Source organism: Pseudomonas marginalis (assembly GCF_001645105.1).
GTDB classification, from domain to species: Bacteria; Pseudomonadota; Gammaproteobacteria; order Pseudomonadales; family Pseudomonadaceae; genus Aquipseudomonas; species Aquipseudomonas petroselini.
On the sequence record NZ_LKEG01000041.1, the window covers coordinates 141623 to 160501 of the forward strand.

9 protein-coding genes and 1 riboswitch are annotated in these 18879 nt (G+C 60.8%); of the genes, 5 read left to right on the forward strand and 4 right to left on the reverse strand.

Annotated elements, in window-relative coordinates; translation table 11 throughout:
• Window positions 1–76 precede the first annotated feature (76 nt).
• Window positions 77–282, forward strand: a riboswitch (cobalamin riboswitch).
• 97 nt (window positions 283–379) lie between these two features.
• The 4 genes from AO064_RS15185 to cobM all read left to right on the forward strand — a co-directional run bounded on the left by AO064_RS15185 (window position 380) and on the right by cobM (window position 2489).
• A complete protein-coding gene (locus tag AO064_RS15185) occupies window positions 380–568 on the forward strand; it encodes a CbtB domain-containing protein (RefSeq protein WP_064053852.1) in 189 nt (62 codons plus the stop codon).
• 11 nt (window positions 569–579) lie between these two features.
• Complete coding sequence (locus AO064_RS15190) at window positions 580–1284, forward strand: CbtA family protein (RefSeq protein WP_064053853.1); 705 nt, start codon at window positions 580–582, stop codon at window positions 1282–1284.
• Window positions 1281–1673 carry a cobalamin biosynthesis protein gene (locus tag AO064_RS15195; protein WP_064053854.1) on the forward strand — a complete coding sequence of 131 codons (393 nt, stop codon included), beginning with the start codon at window positions 1281–1283 and terminating at the stop codon, window positions 1671–1673. Before AO064_RS15190 ends, AO064_RS15195 begins: the two co-directional genes overlap by 4 nt.
• A 69-nt stretch (window positions 1674–1742) precedes the next feature.
• Window positions 1743–2489, forward strand: a complete 747-nt coding sequence (gene cobM, locus AO064_RS15200; RefSeq protein ID WP_064053855.1) for a precorrin-4 C(11)-methyltransferase — start codon at window positions 1743–1745, stop codon at window positions 2487–2489.
• 187 nt (window positions 2490–2676) lie between these two features.
• On the opposite strand, the gene nfuA is transcribed toward cobM, so the two are convergent.
• Window positions 2677–3261, reverse strand: coding sequence for a Fe-S biogenesis protein NfuA (gene nfuA, locus AO064_RS15205; RefSeq protein ID WP_003190728.1), 585 nt, complete (start codon window positions 3259–3261; stop codon window positions 2677–2679).
• A gap of 272 nt (window positions 3262–3533) precedes the next feature.
• On the reverse strand, window positions 3534–5825 hold the full coding sequence (locus AO064_RS15210; protein WP_064053856.1) for a fatty acid cis/trans isomerase: 2292 nt from the start codon (window positions 5823–5825) through the stop codon (window positions 3534–3536).
• A gap of 165 nt (window positions 5826–5990) precedes the next feature.
• Here AO064_RS15210 and metH point away from each other — a divergent pair, with 165 nt between their 5' ends.
• A complete protein-coding gene (gene metH / locus AO064_RS15215) occupies window positions 5991–9701 on the forward strand; it encodes a methionine synthase (protein ID WP_064053857.1) in 3711 nt (1236 codons plus the stop codon).
• Between the two features lie 20 nt (window positions 9702–9721).
• Here metH and AO064_RS15220 read toward each other — a convergent pair whose 3' ends face one another.
• Window positions 9722–16738: an NEL-type E3 ubiquitin ligase domain-containing protein gene (locus AO064_RS15220; protein WP_064053858.1), complete on the reverse strand. Its 7017-nt coding sequence runs from the start codon at window positions 16736–16738 to the stop codon at window positions 9722–9724.
• Window positions 16739–16850: 112 nt separating this feature from the next.
• Window positions 16851–18647, reverse strand: coding sequence for an NEL-type E3 ubiquitin ligase domain-containing protein (locus AO064_RS15225; RefSeq protein ID WP_064053859.1), 1797 nt, complete (start codon window positions 18645–18647; stop codon window positions 16851–16853).
• Between the last annotated feature and the right edge of the window lie 232 nt (window positions 18648–18879).

Consider the following 18879-nt stretch of genomic DNA (forward strand, 5'->3'; position numbering starts at 1 on the left):
GCCATAAGCCGCCGTTACCCAAATAACGGATATGTACCCACATCCCCAATTGACTCCCCTCCCACCCCCATGCTCTCCTACACATCTTGTTTCGGGTGCCCTGCAAAGGGTGAAACGGGAAACCGGTGACTCATGCACACACGCATGACAGTCCGGTGCTGCCCCCGCAACGGTAAGCGAGCGAAACGTCATATCCACTGTGCCAGCCGGCATGGGAAGGCGACGTTTTCAGGCATTGAGCCCCTCGCAAGCCCGGAGACCGGCCCGAAAAAATCAGATAACAAACCCGCGGTGGGCGGGCGCTGTTCAGAACTCTGCGTGCCTGGCTCGCGGGGTTTTCATGCGCTCGTTTCACCCTGACACCTGAAAGGGACGCGCCATGTCGATCATCAGCAGCACCTCGCACTCCGCCAGCAGCACCTCTACGTTGAGCCAACGCCTGACCGCCGCCATCGGCGCGTCGATCCTCGGCGCGTGCCTGGTGTACTTCGCCGGTTTCTCGCACATCGAGGCCGTGCACAACGCCGCCCACGATACCCGCCACAGCGCCGCGCTCCCGTGCCACTGAGACCTGCCGACATGATCAAGCGTATCGCGCAAACCGCAGGTTTCACCGGTCTCCTGGCCGCCCTGCTGCTCACCCTGCTGCAAAGCTTCTGGGTCGCCCCGCTGATTCTGCAGGCGGAAACCTTTGAAAAGGCCCCAACCGTCACTGAAGTGACGCATGAACACGCTGCCGGTGCTGCCGCGCATACCCACGACGCCGAAGCCTGGGAGCCGGAAGATGGCTGGCAGCGCGTGCTGTCCACCACGGGCGGCAACCTGGTGGTCGCCGTCGGTTTCGCCCTGATGCTGGCCGGCCTGTACACCCTGCGCGCACCGACCCGCACGGCTCAAGGCCTGCTCTGGGGCCTGGCCGGTTATGCAACCTTTGTACTGGCGCCGACAATGGGCCTGCCGCCCGAGCTGCCAGGCACCGCCGCCGCCGACCTGGCGCTGCGCCAGACCTGGTGGATCGGCACCGCCGCCTCTACCGCTGCAGGTATCGCTTTGATCGTGTTCGGTCGCAACGGGTTGCTGAAAGTGCTGGGCGTGGCGATCCTTGCAGTACCGCACGTAATAGGCGCACCGCAGCCTGAGGTGCATTCGATGCTGGCACCGCAAGCCCTGGAAGCACAGTTCAAGATCGCTTCGCAGTTGACCAACGTCGCGTTCTGGCTGGCCTTGGGCCTGATCAGCGCCTGGCTGTTCCGCCGCAACCGCGACGATCAATACTCCGCATGACCCTGGTGGTCGGCCTGGGCTGCCAGCGCGGCTGTGATGTTCATACCCTGCTGGGCCTGTTTGATGCCGCCCTGGCCGAGGGCGGTATCGAGCGCCAGCGCATCACCGCACTGGCCAGTATCGCGCGCAAACAGGATGAACCGGGGCTACTGGCACTGGCCGCGGCCCTGAACCTGCCGCTGCGTTGTTTCAGCGCAGAACAACTGGCGCCTTTCGCAGACCGCCTGAGCCACAAATCCGCGATCGCCTTTGCCCATACCGGCTGTTACGGCATCGCCGAAAGCGCCGCCCTGGCACTCGCCGAACACCTTGCTGACGCCCCTGCCCGCCTGCTGATCACGCGCAAAAAAAACGCGCAGGCCACCTTTGCATTGGCTTGCGCCGGCTGAAATCCCGATAATCGCCCTTCCCGATCATGAACAATATTCATGCTCGCCCGTTTTTCGACAGGAATCACCATGACCGTCTACTTCATCGGCGCAGGCCCCGGCGACCCGGAATTGATCACCGTCAAAGGCCAGCGGCTGATCCGCAGTTGCCCGGTGATCATCTATGCCGGCTCGCTGGTACCCGCTGCCGTGCTGGAAGGCCATCAGGCAGAAACCGTGGTCAACAGCGCCGAACTGCATCTGGAACAGATCATCGACCTGATCAAGACCGCCCATGCCAAAGGCCAGGACGTCGCCCGCGTGCACTCCGGCGACCCGAGCCTGTATGGGGCGATTGGCGAACAGATCCGCCATCTGCGCGAGTGGGGTATCCCGTTCCAGATCATCCCCGGCGTGACCGCAGTCGCCGCGTGTGCGGCGTTGTTGGAAACGGAACTGACCCTGCCCGACATCGCCCAGAGCGTGATCCTGACCCGCTACGCCGATAAAACCACGATGCCCGCCGGTGAAGACTTCGACAGCCTGGCGCGACATGGCACGACCATGGCGATTCACCTGGGGGTCAACCACCTGGAAAAGATCGTCGCCGAACTATTGCCACACTATGGCGCCGATTGCCCGATTGCCGTGGTGCACCGAGCGACTTGGCCGGACCAGGATTGGGCGGTGGGCACGCTGAGTGACATTGCCGGGAAGGTGGCGGCGAAAGGGTTTCGGCGCACGGCGCTGATCGTGGTGGGCCGGGTGTTGGCGAGTGACAGTTTCAGTGAGTCGTCGCTGTACCGGGCCGGGCATGCGCATTTGTATCGACCATGACAATCAACATGCACTTTTAATCGCAAGCAGCTGATTTAAGTTAATAAATTAAAATAAAAATGCCGGAGCGGGCTTACTTCAACAGTTAATCTTGTTTGTTAGATAATTAACGCAAGCCATTGAATTTTAAGCATAAAAAAACGGCGCTCACGGGGCGCCGTTTTTCTGTCCGCAGTGAACACCTTACTCAGTAGTAGGCGTTTTCTTTCTGCGTGTGGTCGGTCACGTCACGGACACCCTTGAGCTCCGGAATACGCTCGAGCAAGGTGCGCTCGATGCCTTCACGCAAGGTCACATCCGCCTGACCGCAGCCCTGGCAGCCGCCACCGAACTTGAGCACGGCGATGCCGTCATCAACCACGTCGATCAGGCTGACCTGACCCCCATGGCTGGCAAGCCCAGGGTTGATCTCGGTTTGCAGGTAGTAGTTGATGCGCTCGTTGACCGGGCTGTCGGCGTTGACGTTCGGCACCTTGGCGTTTGGCGCCTTGATGGTCAATTGGCCACCCATACGGTCGGTGGCGTAGTCGACCACGGCGTCGTCGAGGAAGGCTTCGCTGAAGGCGTCGATGTACGCGGTGAAGCTTTTGAGCCCCAGGGCGGTGTCTTCAGGTTTCTCTTCCCCCGGCTTGCAGTAGGCAATGCACGTTTCAGCGTATTGGGTGCCGGGCTGGGTGATAAAGACGCGGATGCCGATACCTGGGGTGTTCTGCTTGGACAGCAGGTCAGCCAGGTAATCGTGGGCGGCGTCGGTAATGGTTATGGCAGTCATGGAAACTCCTCACAGGCTTGCCGGCAGTTTACGCCAAAATATTACGCAGGTACAAAGTCCTAGTGTTTTTGTCGGGATAGTGGTTTTTTTGATGGGTGTGCCTAGCTGTTATTTGTGTTCAACGGGCGCCTAAGATCAAAAGCAGGCTGATATCCACCTGATGCATGGCGATCAAACTGTGGGAGGGGGCTTGCTCCCGATGGCGGTGTGTCAGTTGATGCCTCTATAGCTGTCCCACTGCTATTTCAAATAACGGATATGCCCCTGCCCCCTCACAAATTCTCGTACCGATTCATATCCAACACCCCCTCTTCCACCGGCGTGGTTTCACGGATGTACCGCGACAAATCATGGAAATATTGCCAAAACAACGGATGACTACGCCGCACACCCCACCGATCCACAATCTTCTCAAACCGCTTGGCATCGTGAGCCTGCTCCATCTGCGCAACAAACTCCGGCACTTCCTGAGCCGGGATGTTGAACATGAAGTTCGGGTAGCTGCTGAGCACGCCCGGGTAGAGGGTCACCGTGTCCAGGCCCGGCTGGTAGCGATAGGCCTCCCCCAGCAGAAACGCCACGTTACTGTGGGCCCGGTTGCGCAGCATGCTGTAGACCACGCGCTTGCCGCCGGCCGTCTCGACACGCAGCATCGTGGCCTCGGGCAGTTGGTCGATGACCTTGAGCCCGGCGGCCGGGCGCGACGTCAAGCGGCTAAGCGCCTGCTCAGCATCCTGTAAGGCCGGATCAACACCGTCACGGGAACAATACGCTCCACTACAACGGTTGATCGGATCCGGGCTGGCGTTCAAATCGCCATAACGGCTAAGCAACTGCTTGGCAAAATCGCGCTTCGGGTCTTTTTCATCCAAATGCAAGCCGGTGGGCTTATCGTCATCAATTGCCTCGTAATCCAGCCACAACTTGAGCTTCCCGCTGTTCTGGTACCAGTCATCCATAAAGCCATCACGGGAATCAGCCGGCATCAGGCGCAGGAAGTTCTGCTCAGCGCCATTGCGGATCAAGTCGAAGTACAACCGCGTCTGGGCCTGGTGCGACACATTGCCGAACACATCGAAATTCACCGCCAACTGGTAATACGTACGCTCCAGCAGCGGGTAGTCGAACAGCCACATCGTCTGCGGCACTTCGCCGATCAGGCCTTTGGTCACCGAGGCACTGTCGAAGTGGCGGAAGATGCTCAGCAAGGCATTGTCATTGCCCGCCCACAGGCTCGACCAACTCGGCGGCGGCAGGTCGGCGTAGCTGTCACGGCGCAGGGCCTCGTACTCATTGCGTTTGTCACGGTAGGCCAGCCATAGGCTGAGTACACTGCCGACGTCATCGTTCTGCCCAGGCATGGCCAGCAATGGCGTGGCCTGGCCGCGATAGCGCGCATCAGTAATGTACAAGTCGTGGTCCGGGTCCTGGAACAGCGTCCAGAAGTTGTCGCGGATCACGTCCGTGGCGATCTGCCCACGGCACACCGGCCCGCGAATAAAGGTGCGTACGAAGTATTCGGCGTTATCCAGCATGAACTGGTAGCGCGCCTTGGCCGGGATGGCTTCGAAGGTTTCGAACGGGTTGGCGCGCCGGCCAGGGCCGTAGCCCGGCAAGGCGTTGACCTGCCAGTTATCGGCGTAGAACAACGCCTTGATGCGCGCCATCTTCTCGGCACTGAACGGGTAGGTGATGTGGGTTTTATGCACGATCACGCCCTGCACCGGCCACAGGCGGTAATACACACGGGTGCCGGGGTCATCATTAGGGCGTCGGGTGGCAATCAGGTCGATCGGTTGACCGCTCGGCGTGCGCGAACGCACCCACTGGAAGAAATGCCCCGGCTCGCCGTTCTCAAAGTAGATATGAGCGAGGAACAAATGCTCGAACAACCAGCGCGCCACGAGGCTTTCGCGGGCGCCGGGCTGGTTGAACAGGTTCTCCCACTGTTGCACCTGCAGGGCTTCCTTGGCGCTTGGCGCCAGGCCTTGCTCATCAATCGGCGCGCCGGAAGCCAGCCAGCGTTGCAGGGTCTGGTACTGCTGGTCGGTCAGGCCGGTGACCGCCAGCGGCATGCCTTCCTTGGGATGGGCACCGGCGTAGGCATTGAACTCGCCGGGCATGGCGCACAGGTTTGCGCGGTTCAGGCCCAGCACGATGTCATCCGGCAGCTTGGCATTGGGCACCAGCGGGGCGTTATGGCCCAACTCCAGCATGCGCGCCATCAAGGCAGCCTGGCTGCCCTGGGCGTCCAGCACCGAGTAGAAGCCCTTCTGCTGCCAGGCTTGCTTGCCAAAGGCGTCATAGAACAACCGGGTGGTCGGCGTGGCCTGGCTGCGTTCGCCATCGTAGACCGGCATTTTGCTCGCTCCGCGCGCCGCCCCCTCGGCACTGCCCAGGTTGAGTTGGCAGGCGGAGTCGTAGCAGGCATGGCAGGCCACGCATTTCTCGGTAAAAATCGGTTGAATGTCGCGGGTGTACGAAATCGCCGGGGCGGGTCCGTCGGCCTGTGCAATGCAGGCGACCAGCGCCAGGACGGCGCTGGTGATGAGGCGAAGTGACATGTATCCGGTCCCGATTCAATGCGTGCGCTGAAAAATTGCCGTGATTCTACCGATGTCGACAGGCCACCAACTTGAACGATATTCATGCAAAACCTGGACGTGCCGCAAATCGGCACAGGTTTGCTATGATCCACGCCCTCCGTAATGCCTGACCAGAGTAGTCCCATGTCCGATCGTAGCGTTCGTCTGCAAGCCCTTCATCAAGCCCTCAAGGAACGTATCCTGATCCTCGACGGCGGTATGGGCACGATGATCCAAAGCTACAAGCTGGAGGAGCAGGATTACCGTGGCAAACGCTTCGCCGACTGGCCAAGCGACGTCAAGGGTAACAACGACCTGCTGGTGATCACCCGTCCGGACGTGATCGGCGGTATCGAAAAAGCCTACCTGGATGCCGGTGCCGACATCCTCGAAACCAACACCTTCAACGCCACCCGCATTTCCATGGCCGACTACGGCATGGAAGAACTGGCCTACGAACTGAACGTAGAAGGCGCACGCCTGGCGCGCAAGATCGCCGACGCCAAGACCCTCGAAAACCCGGCCAAGCCGCGCTTCGTCGCCGGCGTGCTCGGCCCGACCAGCCGCACCTGCTCGTTGTCGCCGGACGTGAACAACCCCGGCTACCGCAACGTCACCTTCGATGAACTGGTGGAAAACTACACCGAGGCCACCCAAGGCCTGATCGAAGGCGGCGCCGACCTGATCCTGATCGAGACCATCTTCGACACCCTCAACGCCAAGGCTGCGATCTTCGCCGTGCAAGGCGTGTTCGAAACATTGAATATCGAACTGCCGATCATGATCTCCGGCACCATCACCGACGCCTCCGGCCGTACCCTGTCGGGCCAGACCACCGAAGCGTTCTGGAACTCCGTGGCCCATGCCAAGCCGATTTCGGTGGGCCTGAACTGCGCCTTGGGCGCCAGCGAACTGCGTCCGTACCTGGAGGAGTTGTCGAACAAGGCCAGCACCCACGTCTCCGCACACCCGAACGCCGGCCTGCCGAACGAATTCGGCGAGTACGATGAATTGCCGTCGGAAACCGCCAAGGTCATCGAAGAATTCGCCCAGAGCGGCTTCCTCAACATTGTCGGCGGCTGCTGCGGCACCACGCCGGGCCACATCGAGGCCATCGCCAAGGCCGTGGCCGGGTATGCGCCGCGTGTGATCCCGGACATTCCCAAGGCCTGCCGCCTGTCGGGCCTGGAGCCGTTCACCATTGATCGCAGCTCACTGTTCGTCAACGTCGGCGAGCGCACCAATATCACCGGTTCGGCGCGTTTTGCCCGCCTGATCCGTGAAGACAACTACACCGAAGCCCTCGAAGTCGCCCTGCAGCAGGTGGAAGCCGGCGCCCAGGTGATCGACATCAACATGGACGAGGGCATGCTTGATTCGAAGAAGGCCATGGTGACCTTCCTCAATCTGATTGCCGGCGAGCCGGACATCTCCCGCGTCCCGATCATGATCGACTCCTCCAAGTGGGAAGTGATCGAAGCCGGCCTCAAGTGCATCCAGGGCAAGGGCATCGTCAACTCCATCAGCATGAAGGAAGGCGTCGAGCAGTTCATTCACCACGCCAAGCTGTGCAAGCGCTACGGCGCCGCCGTGGTGGTGATGGCGTTCGACGAAGCCGGCCAGGCCGACACCGAAGCGCGCAAGAAAGAGATCTGCAAACGCTCCTACGACATCCTGGTGAATGAAGTCGGCTTCCCGCCGGAAGACATCATCTTCGACCCGAACATCTTCGCGGTCGCCACCGGTATCGAAGAGCACAACAACTACGCGGTCGATTTCATCAATGCCTGCGCCTATATCCGTGACGAATTGCCGTATGCGCTGACCTCCGGCGGCGTGTCCAACGTGTCGTTCTCGTTCCGTGGCAACAACCCGGTGCGCGAGGCGATCCACTCGGTGTTCCTGCTCTACGCAATCCGCAACGGCCTGACCATGGGCATCGTCAACGCCGGCCAACTGGAGATCTACGACCAGATCCCGGCCGAACTGCGCGATGCGGTGGAAGACGTGGTGCTCAACCGTACCCCGGAAGGCACCGATGCCCTCCTCGCCATTGCCGACAAGTACAAAGGCGACGGCAGCGTCAAGGAAGCCGAGACTGAGGAATGGCGTGGCTGGCCGGTGAACAAGCGCCTGGAACATGCGCTGGTCAAGGGCATCACCACCCACATTGTTGAAGACACCGAAGAGTCCCGACAGTCGTTCGCGCGTCCGATTGAGGTGATCGAAGGCCCGCTGATGTCCGGCATGAACATCGTCGGCGACCTGTTCGGCGCCGGCAAAATGTTCTTGCCCCAGGTGGTGAAATCCGCCCGCGTGATGAAACAGGCCGTGGCCCACTTGATCCCGTTCATCGAGCTGGAAAAAGGCGACAAGCCGGAAGCCAAGGGCAAGATCCTCATGGCCACCGTGAAAGGCGACGTGCACGACATCGGCAAGAACATCGTCGGCGTGGTGCTCGGTTGCAACGGTTATGACATCGTCGACCTGGGCGTGATGGTGCCCGCAGAGAAAATCCTGCAGGTGGCCAAGGAGCAGAAGTGCGACATCATCGGCCTGTCCGGCCTGATTACGCCGTCCCTGGACGAAATGGTGCATGTGGCCCGCGAGATGCAGCGCCAGGACTTCCACCTGCCGCTGATGATCGGTGGCGCCACCACCTCCAAGGCGCACACGGCGGTGAAGATCGAGCCCAAGTACAGCAACGATGCAGTGATCTACGTCACCGACGCCTCGCGCGCCGTGGGTGTGGCGACGCAGCTGCTGTCCAAGGAACTCAAGGCCGGCTTCGTCGAGAAGACCCGCCTGGAATACATCGACGTGCGTGAACGGACGTCCAACCGCAGCGCGCGTACTGAGCGCCTGAGTTACCCGGCGGCCATCGCCAAGAAGCCGCAGTTCGACTGGAGCACCTACACCCCGGTGGTGCCGACCTTTACCGGCGCCAAGGTACTGGACAATATCGATCTCAAGGTACTGGCCGAATACATCGACTGGACGCCGTTCTTCATCTCCTGGGACCTGGCCGGTAAATTCCCGCGCATCCTCGAAGACGAAGTGGTCGGCGAAGCCGCTACCGCGCTGTATGCCGACGCCCAGGAAATGCTCAACAAGCTGATTGACGAAAAACTCATCAGCGCCCGCGCCGTGTTCGGCTTCTGGCCGACCAACCAGGTGCAGGACGATGACCTGGAAGTCTACGGTGACGATGGCCAGCCGATTGCCAAGCTGCACCACCTGCGCCAGCAGATCATCAAGACCGACGGCAAGCCGAACTTCTCCCTGGCTGACTTCGTAGCACCAAAAGACAGCGGAGTGACCGACTACATCGGTGGTTTCATCACCACCGCCGGCATCGGCGCCGAAGAGGTCGCCAAGGCTTATCAGGACGCTGGCGACGACTACAACTCGATCATGGTCAAGGCCCTGGCCGACCGTCTGGCCGAAGCCTGCGCCGAGTGGCTGCACCAGCAAGTGCGTAAAGAGCACTGGGGCTACGCCAAGGACGAGCAACTGGATAACGAGGCGCTGATCAAGGAGCAGTACAGCGGTATCCGCCCTGCGCCCGGCTACCCGGCGTGCCCGGACCACACCGAGAAAGCCCAGCTGTTTCAACTGCTGGACCCTGAAGCCCGCGAAATGCAGGCGGGCCGCAGCGGCGTGTTCCTCACCGAGCACTACGCAATGTTCCCGGCAGCGGCGGTGAGTGGCTGGTACTTCGCCCACCCACAGGCGCAGTACTTTGCCGTGGGCAAGGTCGACAAGGACCAGGTGGCGAGCTACACCGCCCGCAAAGGCCAGGACCTGAGCGTGAGCGAGCGGTGGCTGGCACCGAACCTGGGGTATGACAACTGATCAGCCAGGCGCTTGCCGGGCTAGTTGCCCAGTTCGGCGATTTCGCGGGTGGAGAGTTCTCTTCTCAACCCGCGTAGCTCAACCTCATTGGCTTTTTGCAACGCATCGACTTGCTCGAGATACGCTGGATTGATGTCAGGATACTGCTCTTCCAGAGTCTCCGATTGGTCGGCCAGCGTCTGTTGCACCTTAGCGAACTCGGTTGGGTATTTTTCCTGCAGATAACTTTTCCAGTAGTCACGCGTGATCAGTTGCTCGATAAACGCCGGGGTCTGTTCCTCGGCTATCACGCTGGCGTAGGCCACGTCCAAGTCAGCAGCCTGTACCCCTGACACACCACGGTAGAGCATGGTAGAGGGCTGCGTGGGGAGATCCAGGCGTTGCGCCAACCCGGTTCGATACGCCAGGCGGATCTCCGCCGGGTCCGTCCCAGGGAAGCGCTGAATGCGCTTTCTCGCCAGCGCCTCAACCTCCCCCAGGCGAAACAGACGCCTGGAAAGCTTCAGTAACGTCCGGCCCTTATCGGAGGGATCCATGCGACGAAGGGCATTGAACTCATAGACCCCGACTTCCACATCGTTGAACAACAGTATTCGACCATCACCACAGGTCGCCTTATTCCTTGAGGTCCGTGCAATGAGCATCAGGCGTTCGCTCAACGCCGGGTCGCTGTGCGCAGCCTCCAGAACGTCCCAAACCCGCTCTGTCAGCCTGACGCGGTCCTGCTGAAAATCACTGGTGTGCTGAAGTTGCGCCAACATGTTCGAGAAGTCCTGCGTGGTGTCCTGGGCCAACACTTCGCGCCATATCTGGTGCTTTTCCGAGTCGGCGGCCACGCCGTCGAACCATCGGGCTTTTTGCGCCGCAGGTGTCTCTACGTCAGGGTGATCGCCAAAGTGCTCGTCATCAGCTTCAGGCCCGTACCCCGCGATCATTTGGTCAATTTCCTGCGTGGTAAACCCAAGCCCTCGCCCGGTTTCGCGCTCGTATTCACGCAAGCGTATCAACTCCTCCTCCAGCAACAGGTTATCGGACAAGTCCGTGCCCGCCATCAAACCGGCATGCTCGGGCAGAAAGGCGTCGAGCGGAATCCGCTGTATTTCCAAATTACTCCGCAAGTCCAGGCGAGTCAGTTGGGGTGACTGCAGCACGCCTACCGGCCAATCGCTCAGTCGGTTGCCACTCAGATTAAGGCTTTGCAACCGGTCAAGGCCGGTGACGTCAAAGTCAGGCAGACGATTGCCTTCCAGGTCCAGCACCTGCAACAGGGGCAAAGCACGCAACTGGCGCTGCAACCGTGCTGCGTCGAGAAAACCGTTCTGGCTGGCGTTCAACCGAACAAGGCGTTCACACTGCGTTACCGCCTCCGGCAATGCGCCCAGCCCGTTGCCATTCAACGTCAGGCTGTTCAATCGTGGAAATGCGCGCAGAAACTCGTCCGAAGCGCTCGTTAGCCTGACGTTGCTCAGGTCCAGCGCACCGACATGGTTGAGCGTGACCGGCAGTGCCGGCAAGTCGCCAAGGATCAAGCCGCTCAAATCCAGCGCATAGTCGTTAGGGATGTCCTGCGGGGCATGCACCTCGCGCAGTGTTTCGCGCCAGCACGTCAGAAGCTGGTCAGCGGCGCGGCGGCGGTCAACCGCGTTCACCCACCCGATGCGGGTGCGAACAGCAGGCGTGTCGATCCAGGCATTAAAGCGCTCGATCATGTGCGCCTGCTGTTGCTGCCACTGGCGCAGCGTGGTTTCAATTTGCGTGGCACTCACGCTCTGTTCCAGCCAGGCGTCTATTCGTTCAATGGCTTGCGCCGCGCTCAACTGCGGATCCAGGCGTTGCAGCTGTTCGGCCGATGTCAGGGCTCCCCCACCCGCAGCGTCCAGCGGCAGCGGCAACAACAAGTCCGGTTGCTCCGAGGCCTCTATCGGGAAATACATCGGATCACCTCCGGTTCTCCCTGCGGCCAACACAGTGCGCTCAATGCCGAATGGCCTGGCATACATCGTTGCCAAGGGCGACCCAGGCGCGGTGCGGTTAGCGAATGTCTGCGCCTTGCTCATCGCTTGCGGGCTCAACCGGCAACCCCGCAACGAGGTACCCGCCAACAGGACATCGTGGCCAACCAGCGCAGCATCGGGAATCTCCGTAATAGCGCTGTGACTCAAATCCAGAAAACCCAGCTTTGGCAGGGTTAGCACACCTTCCGGCCAGGCCCGAACCTGGGTCTGCCCCAGGTCCAGCGACACCAGGTCCCTGAGCGAGCTGACGGTCAGGTTGCCGACCCGGTTCCTCGATAGGTCGAGCCTCTGCAAGGAGGTCAGCCGGTTCAACCGCGCCTGCATTGACGCGGTGATCGTCAGTTCATTTCCCGCCAGATTCAGTTCGCTCAGTTGCCCCAACGTCTCAAGGGCCCGTGGCAGCTCCGTCAGTTTATTGCCACTCAGGTTGAGCAGCCGCAGCTCAGGAAAGCTGCGCAGGAAGTCATCGACCTGCGTTGCAGATAGCTTTGCATCCGACAGGATCAGGTGACGGATCTGGGGAAATACCTCATCCCCCAGCGCCGGCAGATCACCTGGCGCGCCATAGTTCGTCAGGTCCAATACCTCGTTCAACGGCTCGCGCCCCAGACCCGAGTACTCTCGGTCCAACACTGTGCGCAGTGTCTGCGCACCGATACGAGACGGGCCAGCCACCGGCTCGCGCGACCCATACCGGGCAGCCAGCGCATCACGCCGACATTTGCGAATCCTGTCGGCCAGCACCCGACGTTGTTCGACGAACATTTCCCCGCCATCGACGCGCACGGGCGACTCCTGCCACGTCACCAGCGCCTCGTCCGTGACGCGATAGCGCTCAAGCAATGCCTCGACATGCTCCAGCAGCGCGCGCCCCGCCAGTCCGTCCTGCTTGAACGCTTGCAAGGCGTTGCCCGCCATCCCTCGGTCCTGACTATTCAACGTGCGAAGGCGCTGCAGACAGTACTGCGTGACCATCTGCGACTCATCCACCAGATGAGCCGGGTTTTCGTGCACGTAGTCAAACGCCCGCCTGAAGGCGCGGGGCTCCAGCGCCCCCCAGTTCAAGCGCAGGCTGCGCCATAACGGCTCGTGCCCACTGAACAGCGCATCGGGCAGCGAGGGGATATCCAGGCCTGACAGGTCCAGCGACGCCAAGCCTGCATGCGCGAGAAGCCCCGTCGGCCATTGATTCGACGGCCCCGCCAGGGTCAAGTCCCGCAAGTTCGTCAACACACTGTAATCCAAGGCTGGAAGTTGACCGGTCAGGTGTAACTTCTTCAGTTGAGTCATCCCCTGCAGCGCTTGCACCAGGTCTGGCGAGTACTCTGCGGCCTCAAGCTTTAGCTCGGTGAGGGTGTCCAGCGTGGACAACTCACCCGCCAGGGCGGGCATGTCCGCAGCAACGAGTTGAAGATCGAGGCTTTCCAGCGCGGGAAACGCTTGCCTCAACGTGCCGTCGAGGAGTTGGGTGCTGTTTATCCGCAGCTTGCGCACATGCGAGAAGTCGGCCGCCCATTGCGGCAACGCCTCTGCGCCCAGTAGATCAAGCTCGAAAACCGCCGCCTGCCCGCGCCGCACGCCGTTTCGCCAGCACCGGAGGATCTGCGCGGCATAAAAATTTCTGCGCAGCCCCGGAGCCCCTTGTGCGTCAGCATGGGCCCAGGTCAGCAGCACCCTGCAGAGCTCAACAAACTCCCTGCGGCGGTTTTCCAACAGGTGGAAAACCTGCTGTTCGGAGTCACCCGCACTCATGCGCTCCCTGATGAACTGCAAGGCCTGTTCATCAGACACATTAGGATAAACACTGCGCACCCTGGCGATCAGCGGCTCATCAGCAAAGCCCGCGACATCACCGCTGGCAGCGTAGCCAATCCGGCCAGAGGCTGTACGTACCAACCGCCCGGCCCCGCCCTTGAGCGATTCGCGCTTGAGGATGCGGGACATGTCATCGCGGTGGCTGCGTGCATAGTCAGTCACCTGTTTGTGTAACGCCTCGCCCGGATGACCCTGCAATGCATCGCGCAAGGTATCGGGCAGCACTTCCACCAGCGATTCGAACAGATTCCGGCCGGCCTTGGGCACACTGTTCAACGCACGCCCTTCGCTATCGAAGGCACGAAAGGCGTCCTCGTTCCAGAGCAAATAAAAGCGCGTCGGCGCCTGCTCGCGGCCAATGCTGTCTACCAGCGGCCCTTTAAGGCCGCGGGCACGCACTTCGACGCGGATATCCGCCGACCAGCCGGGCAAGCGTTCCAGGGTGTGCAGCGCCAACCGGTCACTGGCCGACGACGCCATGCTCTCCAGGTACAAACCGGCTAGCGCCCGACTCAAACTGCCTTGATGCAGGTGAACACGAATTTCTTTTGCCAGCCGCAGGGGAATGCGACCGGTGCTGCGGAGCTGGCTCAACGCCTCGGCACTCGCACCGCCCAGTACCTGCCCCGCCGCTTCCGGCGACAAGGATGGGAAACTGCGCTGAAGTGCCTGGGTATCGACATCGGGAGAGGCTTGTCGACTCATCAGGTTTTTTACCAAGGCCTGTTTTCTGAGCTGAGCCCGGTCGGCCAAACGGTCCCTGAACAGCTGCGTTCGATCTACGCCTTCTTTCGCACTTTCGCTGCCCAACAGTTGCCGGGTGCGCGCTTCGTCGAGGCCTGCCAATACGCGTTCCGGCAGCTTCCCGGCATCGACTTCGGCCTGGGTGATCTTGATGGTCGGCCTTGTATGGCTGGGCGCCGAAACCGAACCAAATCGCTGCGAGTCCCCCGCCAGCCCAGGACCGTTAAATACCTCGACGACCTCCTCAGCCGGCCAACTCGGCATTTCCACGGCCAGCGGCACCATGAATTGGCAATGGCCCTCCAGGCACGCGCCTTGGCGAATCTGCCCGATCACCTCGTCTGCTTGCTGATCCACTTCAAACACCCGGACCATCTCCGACAACACCGGCGGCGGTGCGTGGTGATCGACGTGTAACGCTCGCAGCTCATCGTCACTGACCCCACTGGCATCGGCGATCTGCTCCAGTTGCGCATCGGAAAAACGCTCCATGTGCGGCCCTGTTCGCCGCAACAACGCGGTGCGACTCCATTCCAGCGGACGTTCCAGGGTGTGGCGCCAGGCGCCGTGACCGTTGTGCTGCAGCATCGGCTGGTAGGCATCCGCGTCGGTCGGGTGCTTGATTGCCCACTGGTCGAGGGTTGGGTCGAAGGTCTTTTCATAGACGTTGCCGTCAATATTGACGTAAGTCTTGCCCCCCACTTCAAATTGCCCCAAGGCATTGGGGGTGAGGCCCTCAAGGGAGACACTGCTTTTGTAGGTCGCCAGGTCTGGATGCCACAAGCGCAGCTTGCCGAACGGCAGTGCGACCTTGGTCATGCCATTGACGAACCTCGAGGGCACGATGGGTGGCGCTTTACCCGCCACCGCGCCCAATGCCGCCATGAAGGCGACGTTCGCCATCACCGATTTAAGGTGCGTCCACGCCTCCTCGGCGTCGCCATGCCGCCACGACTGCACGCCTTGGTACACCTCGTAGCTCAGTTGCACAGCCGTGACAGCCAGCATCACCTCACCCAGCCCAGGCACAAAGAACGCCGCCACGTTGAGTACGTTGAAGCCCCATTCGGCGTAGTGCTTGAGTCGCTCGATCCAGGCCTTGTGGTCAACATCGGCGGTCGGTATGGCCAGCAATTTGGCGTTGGATTTTATCCTGGCGAGATGAAAGTCATAGCGCGCGTCGAACACTTCACCGTCGATGAAGTCCTCCTCCATCCCCAGGTTCAGCGCTTCGTTCCAGACTTCCTCATAAATCCCGCCGGCATAGGCGCCGGGATTGTAGGAGGAACGTGGGTAGACCGGGTTCGGGTTCCAACGATGGACCTTGAGCTGAAGCTTGAGCCGGCGGAAAAACTGTGCCGATTCATCCTGAGGCACAAAGCCTGAGAAAAAATGCTGATACTGGGGAGATCGCAGCTTGATCGCCAGGTCCTTGGAGAATTCGCTGGCCGTGGCGTATTCCTTGACGGGACTGACCGGATCCCCGGGGATGTACACAATGAAGCGCGTCTCGGGAGGTGTGGACTCTTGGACCAGACCACTGCCGGGTAATAGATTAAGCCAGGGTTTTTTGAGGAGCGCTCTGGTTCGGCGGGAGCTTGCCCCGATTATCAGCACATCGCTCAATGCTGAACCCAGCACCTCCAAGCGACTGAACGCGACCGGCTTGCCATCAAGCTTGGCTTGGCCCTTGCCCTCCAACACCGCCAACAGCAGGGTAAAGGCCGCTTCATCAATGGCCGACGTCATCCGCGCAATATGGGCCTGCACGCGCAAGCGGTCCTTGTTTGCCATGATCGTGTGTTGGCGTACGGTGGCAGCGTTGTCCGGCGCCTCGAACACCTGGCTCAGGTGCTCCTGGTATTGCCTGCCCAGGTCCAGTTCCCGGCACAGGCTGGCGAACGCCGCGGGTTTGATCGATAACTTATCGCGAATGCTGTAGCGGGTTTTGCCGAACGGGTAAGTCCTGGTCTCGTCATAGAGGTGCATCTCCAGCGAGCCCTCGGGGGCGAGTGCGCTGGTCTCCTGCAGGGAGACTTCGTCAAAGGGCTCATCGGCCTCGAAGTTGCGCAGTGCTGCTTGTAACAGCGATTGCTGGTCGACGGTGTTCGGCGCGCGCAGATGAAACAGATGGGTTGCCACCGGATCAGGCGCTTGCCCGAATGTGGTGCGCAAGGCCTGCGCCAGCAGCGGCTTGCAGAATTCGGTGATGCCTTGGAAATCCTTGAGGGTCTTGGCCAATTGCTGGCTTGAGGTGCTGCTTTGCATCTGGCTGTCGAGCAACCCTTGACGCAGCACCGAGGAGGCCTGGGCGAAAACGGCCGGGTGGGCCTTGATAAACCGTTGGGCGGGATCACGCGCCCTGGTCATGGCCTGCAGGTGAGCGCCGTGCAAATGCCGCGTCCAGTCAGGCAGGCGGCTCTTGATAAATGGGACATGAAGCCCCTTGGAAGGTGTTGGCATGGGGTTATTCCTGATACCTCATAGAGAGGCATCAGGAAATCACCGCCACCTGCCGGCAAGGCGGTAGATGTTTAGGCCGTCGCTGCCGGCAAGCCGCTGAGCCTTTAGGGCTTTACTGGCCGATCTCGGTTCGTTCCAGCCTGGTCAATTCAAGTGTGAGGTTGACGGCTTCAATTTGAAGTTCCAGGTCGCAATGGATCAAGGCCTCCCGATAGCGCTCGCCAAAGTCGGGATACAGGTTTTCCAGGCGCACATGCTCCGCCTCTCGACGGGCTTGCAGCGCGACGAACCGGCTGCGGTATTTGATCTTCAGGTGGTCCGACCAAAACCCACGCGCTATCAGGTCCTGGAGCAGCTCTTCACCCTGCTCCGCCTGGGTCACCTGGGCAAACATGACATCGAGGTCTGCCGGCGTCACGCCGGACGCCCCGACATACAACATCCCCCGCGGCTGCTCGGGTAACTGCAGGCGCTCGGCCAGGCCCACACGGTAAGCCATGCGAATCTCCGCCGGGTCGATTCGCGGCTTGCGCCGAATGACCTCACGGGCCAATGCCTCGACTTTATCCAGACGAAATAACCCTTTACCCAGTCGCAGCAGTACGGGCCCTTCCTGCCCGGCTTCGACGTTTTTCAAGGCATTGAACTCCAACGCCTTGAGGGTCAGGTCGGTAAAGTTGAGCATCCGCCCGTCACCGCAGGTGTAGTCCGCATTCGCTTGGGCAAACAGCAACTCCCGGAGCGCGTCGTCGCTGTGGGCAGCCTCCAGCAATCGCCACACGCGTGCGGTGAGCCCACGCCGATCAGTGGTGAAGTCACGGGTTTCCTTGAGTTCGGCAATGACACTGAAGAAGTGTTGGTGACCTTCACGAGCCTTGAGTGCCCGCCAAATAAGCTGTTTTTGAGCCGCATCGGTTTCAGCGCTGCCAAGCCAGCGGTCGAGCTGATGGGCCTCTTGCTCGGTCACGTCCTCAGGCTCACTGTCACTGTCGGCTTCACTCACTTCATACGAGGTCGTCTCGGTATCCGCGCCCTCGAAACCACGCTCAAGCTCACGCGAGGTGAAGCGAAAGTTGATGTGAGTGTCCTGCCAGTAGTCATAGATCTGCGCCATGGTTTCACGGGACAGCAGGTTGTCCCGCAGGTCGGTGCCACGCATCAACGGGTCATGACCTTGCAGGGCTTCTCCGGGGATGCTCGTCAACTGGTTGTTGCGCAGGTCCAGGTACTTGAGTTCCGGGGCCTGAAGGACGCCGTGGGGCCATTGAGTCAATTGATTGCTACGCAAATCCAAGGACTCCAGCCGGGCAAATGCACTGAAATCCAAGCCTTCCAGGCTGTTCCAGCCCAGATTGAGCCGTTGCAGTTCGGGCAGGCTGCCAAGCCGTTGTTGCAACGCCGGCGTGTGGGTCAGGTAGTTGTTGGAAACATCCAGTTGGACCAAGTGTTGCAGACTGCTGACCGCGTCGGGCAACTGATCGAGCCCATTACCGCCCAGGTCAAGGTGGCGCAGATTGGGGAACACCTTGAGAAAATCATTGGAACCCTGCTCACTGATCCTGGCCATGTTCAAGCTCAGGGACGTGACCTGTTCCAGCGTAGCGGGCAACGCCGGCAGATCCCCCACATGCGCCCGCGACAAGTCCAGGATGAGTTCCCGCGCAGGCATTTGCGCCAGGTTTTCTTGGCGCCATACACTCAGAATCGCGTCGGCAGCCCTTCGCCGCAACGTCGGCGTTACCCTTTCGTCGAGCAATGGGAAGGGTTTGATGTCAATCCAGGTGTTGAGCGCGTGTCTGAATGCCTGGTACTCCTGGCGCCACGCCGAGAGGCGTGCGTCGATTTGCAGCGACGTGAAGTGCTGGCTCCGCAAACGGTCGACGATCTGCTGCGCTTCCCTTTCGCCCATTGCCGGGTCCAGCAGGCGCAACCTTGCCGGGGCGCTCAATGGCGGCTCACCCTCAAGCGGCTCGGATGAAAGCTGAGGTAACACGCTCGAGGCGCGAAGCTCGTCGTCAGACGCTGGGTAATATTCCCTTTCACCCCAATTTGTTCGTGTCTGTAACAAGTGGGCATTCGCTGACGACCCCTGCCCCGCCCGGAAGCGCGCGATAATCTCGTCGCGCCGTACAAAGGCGGTG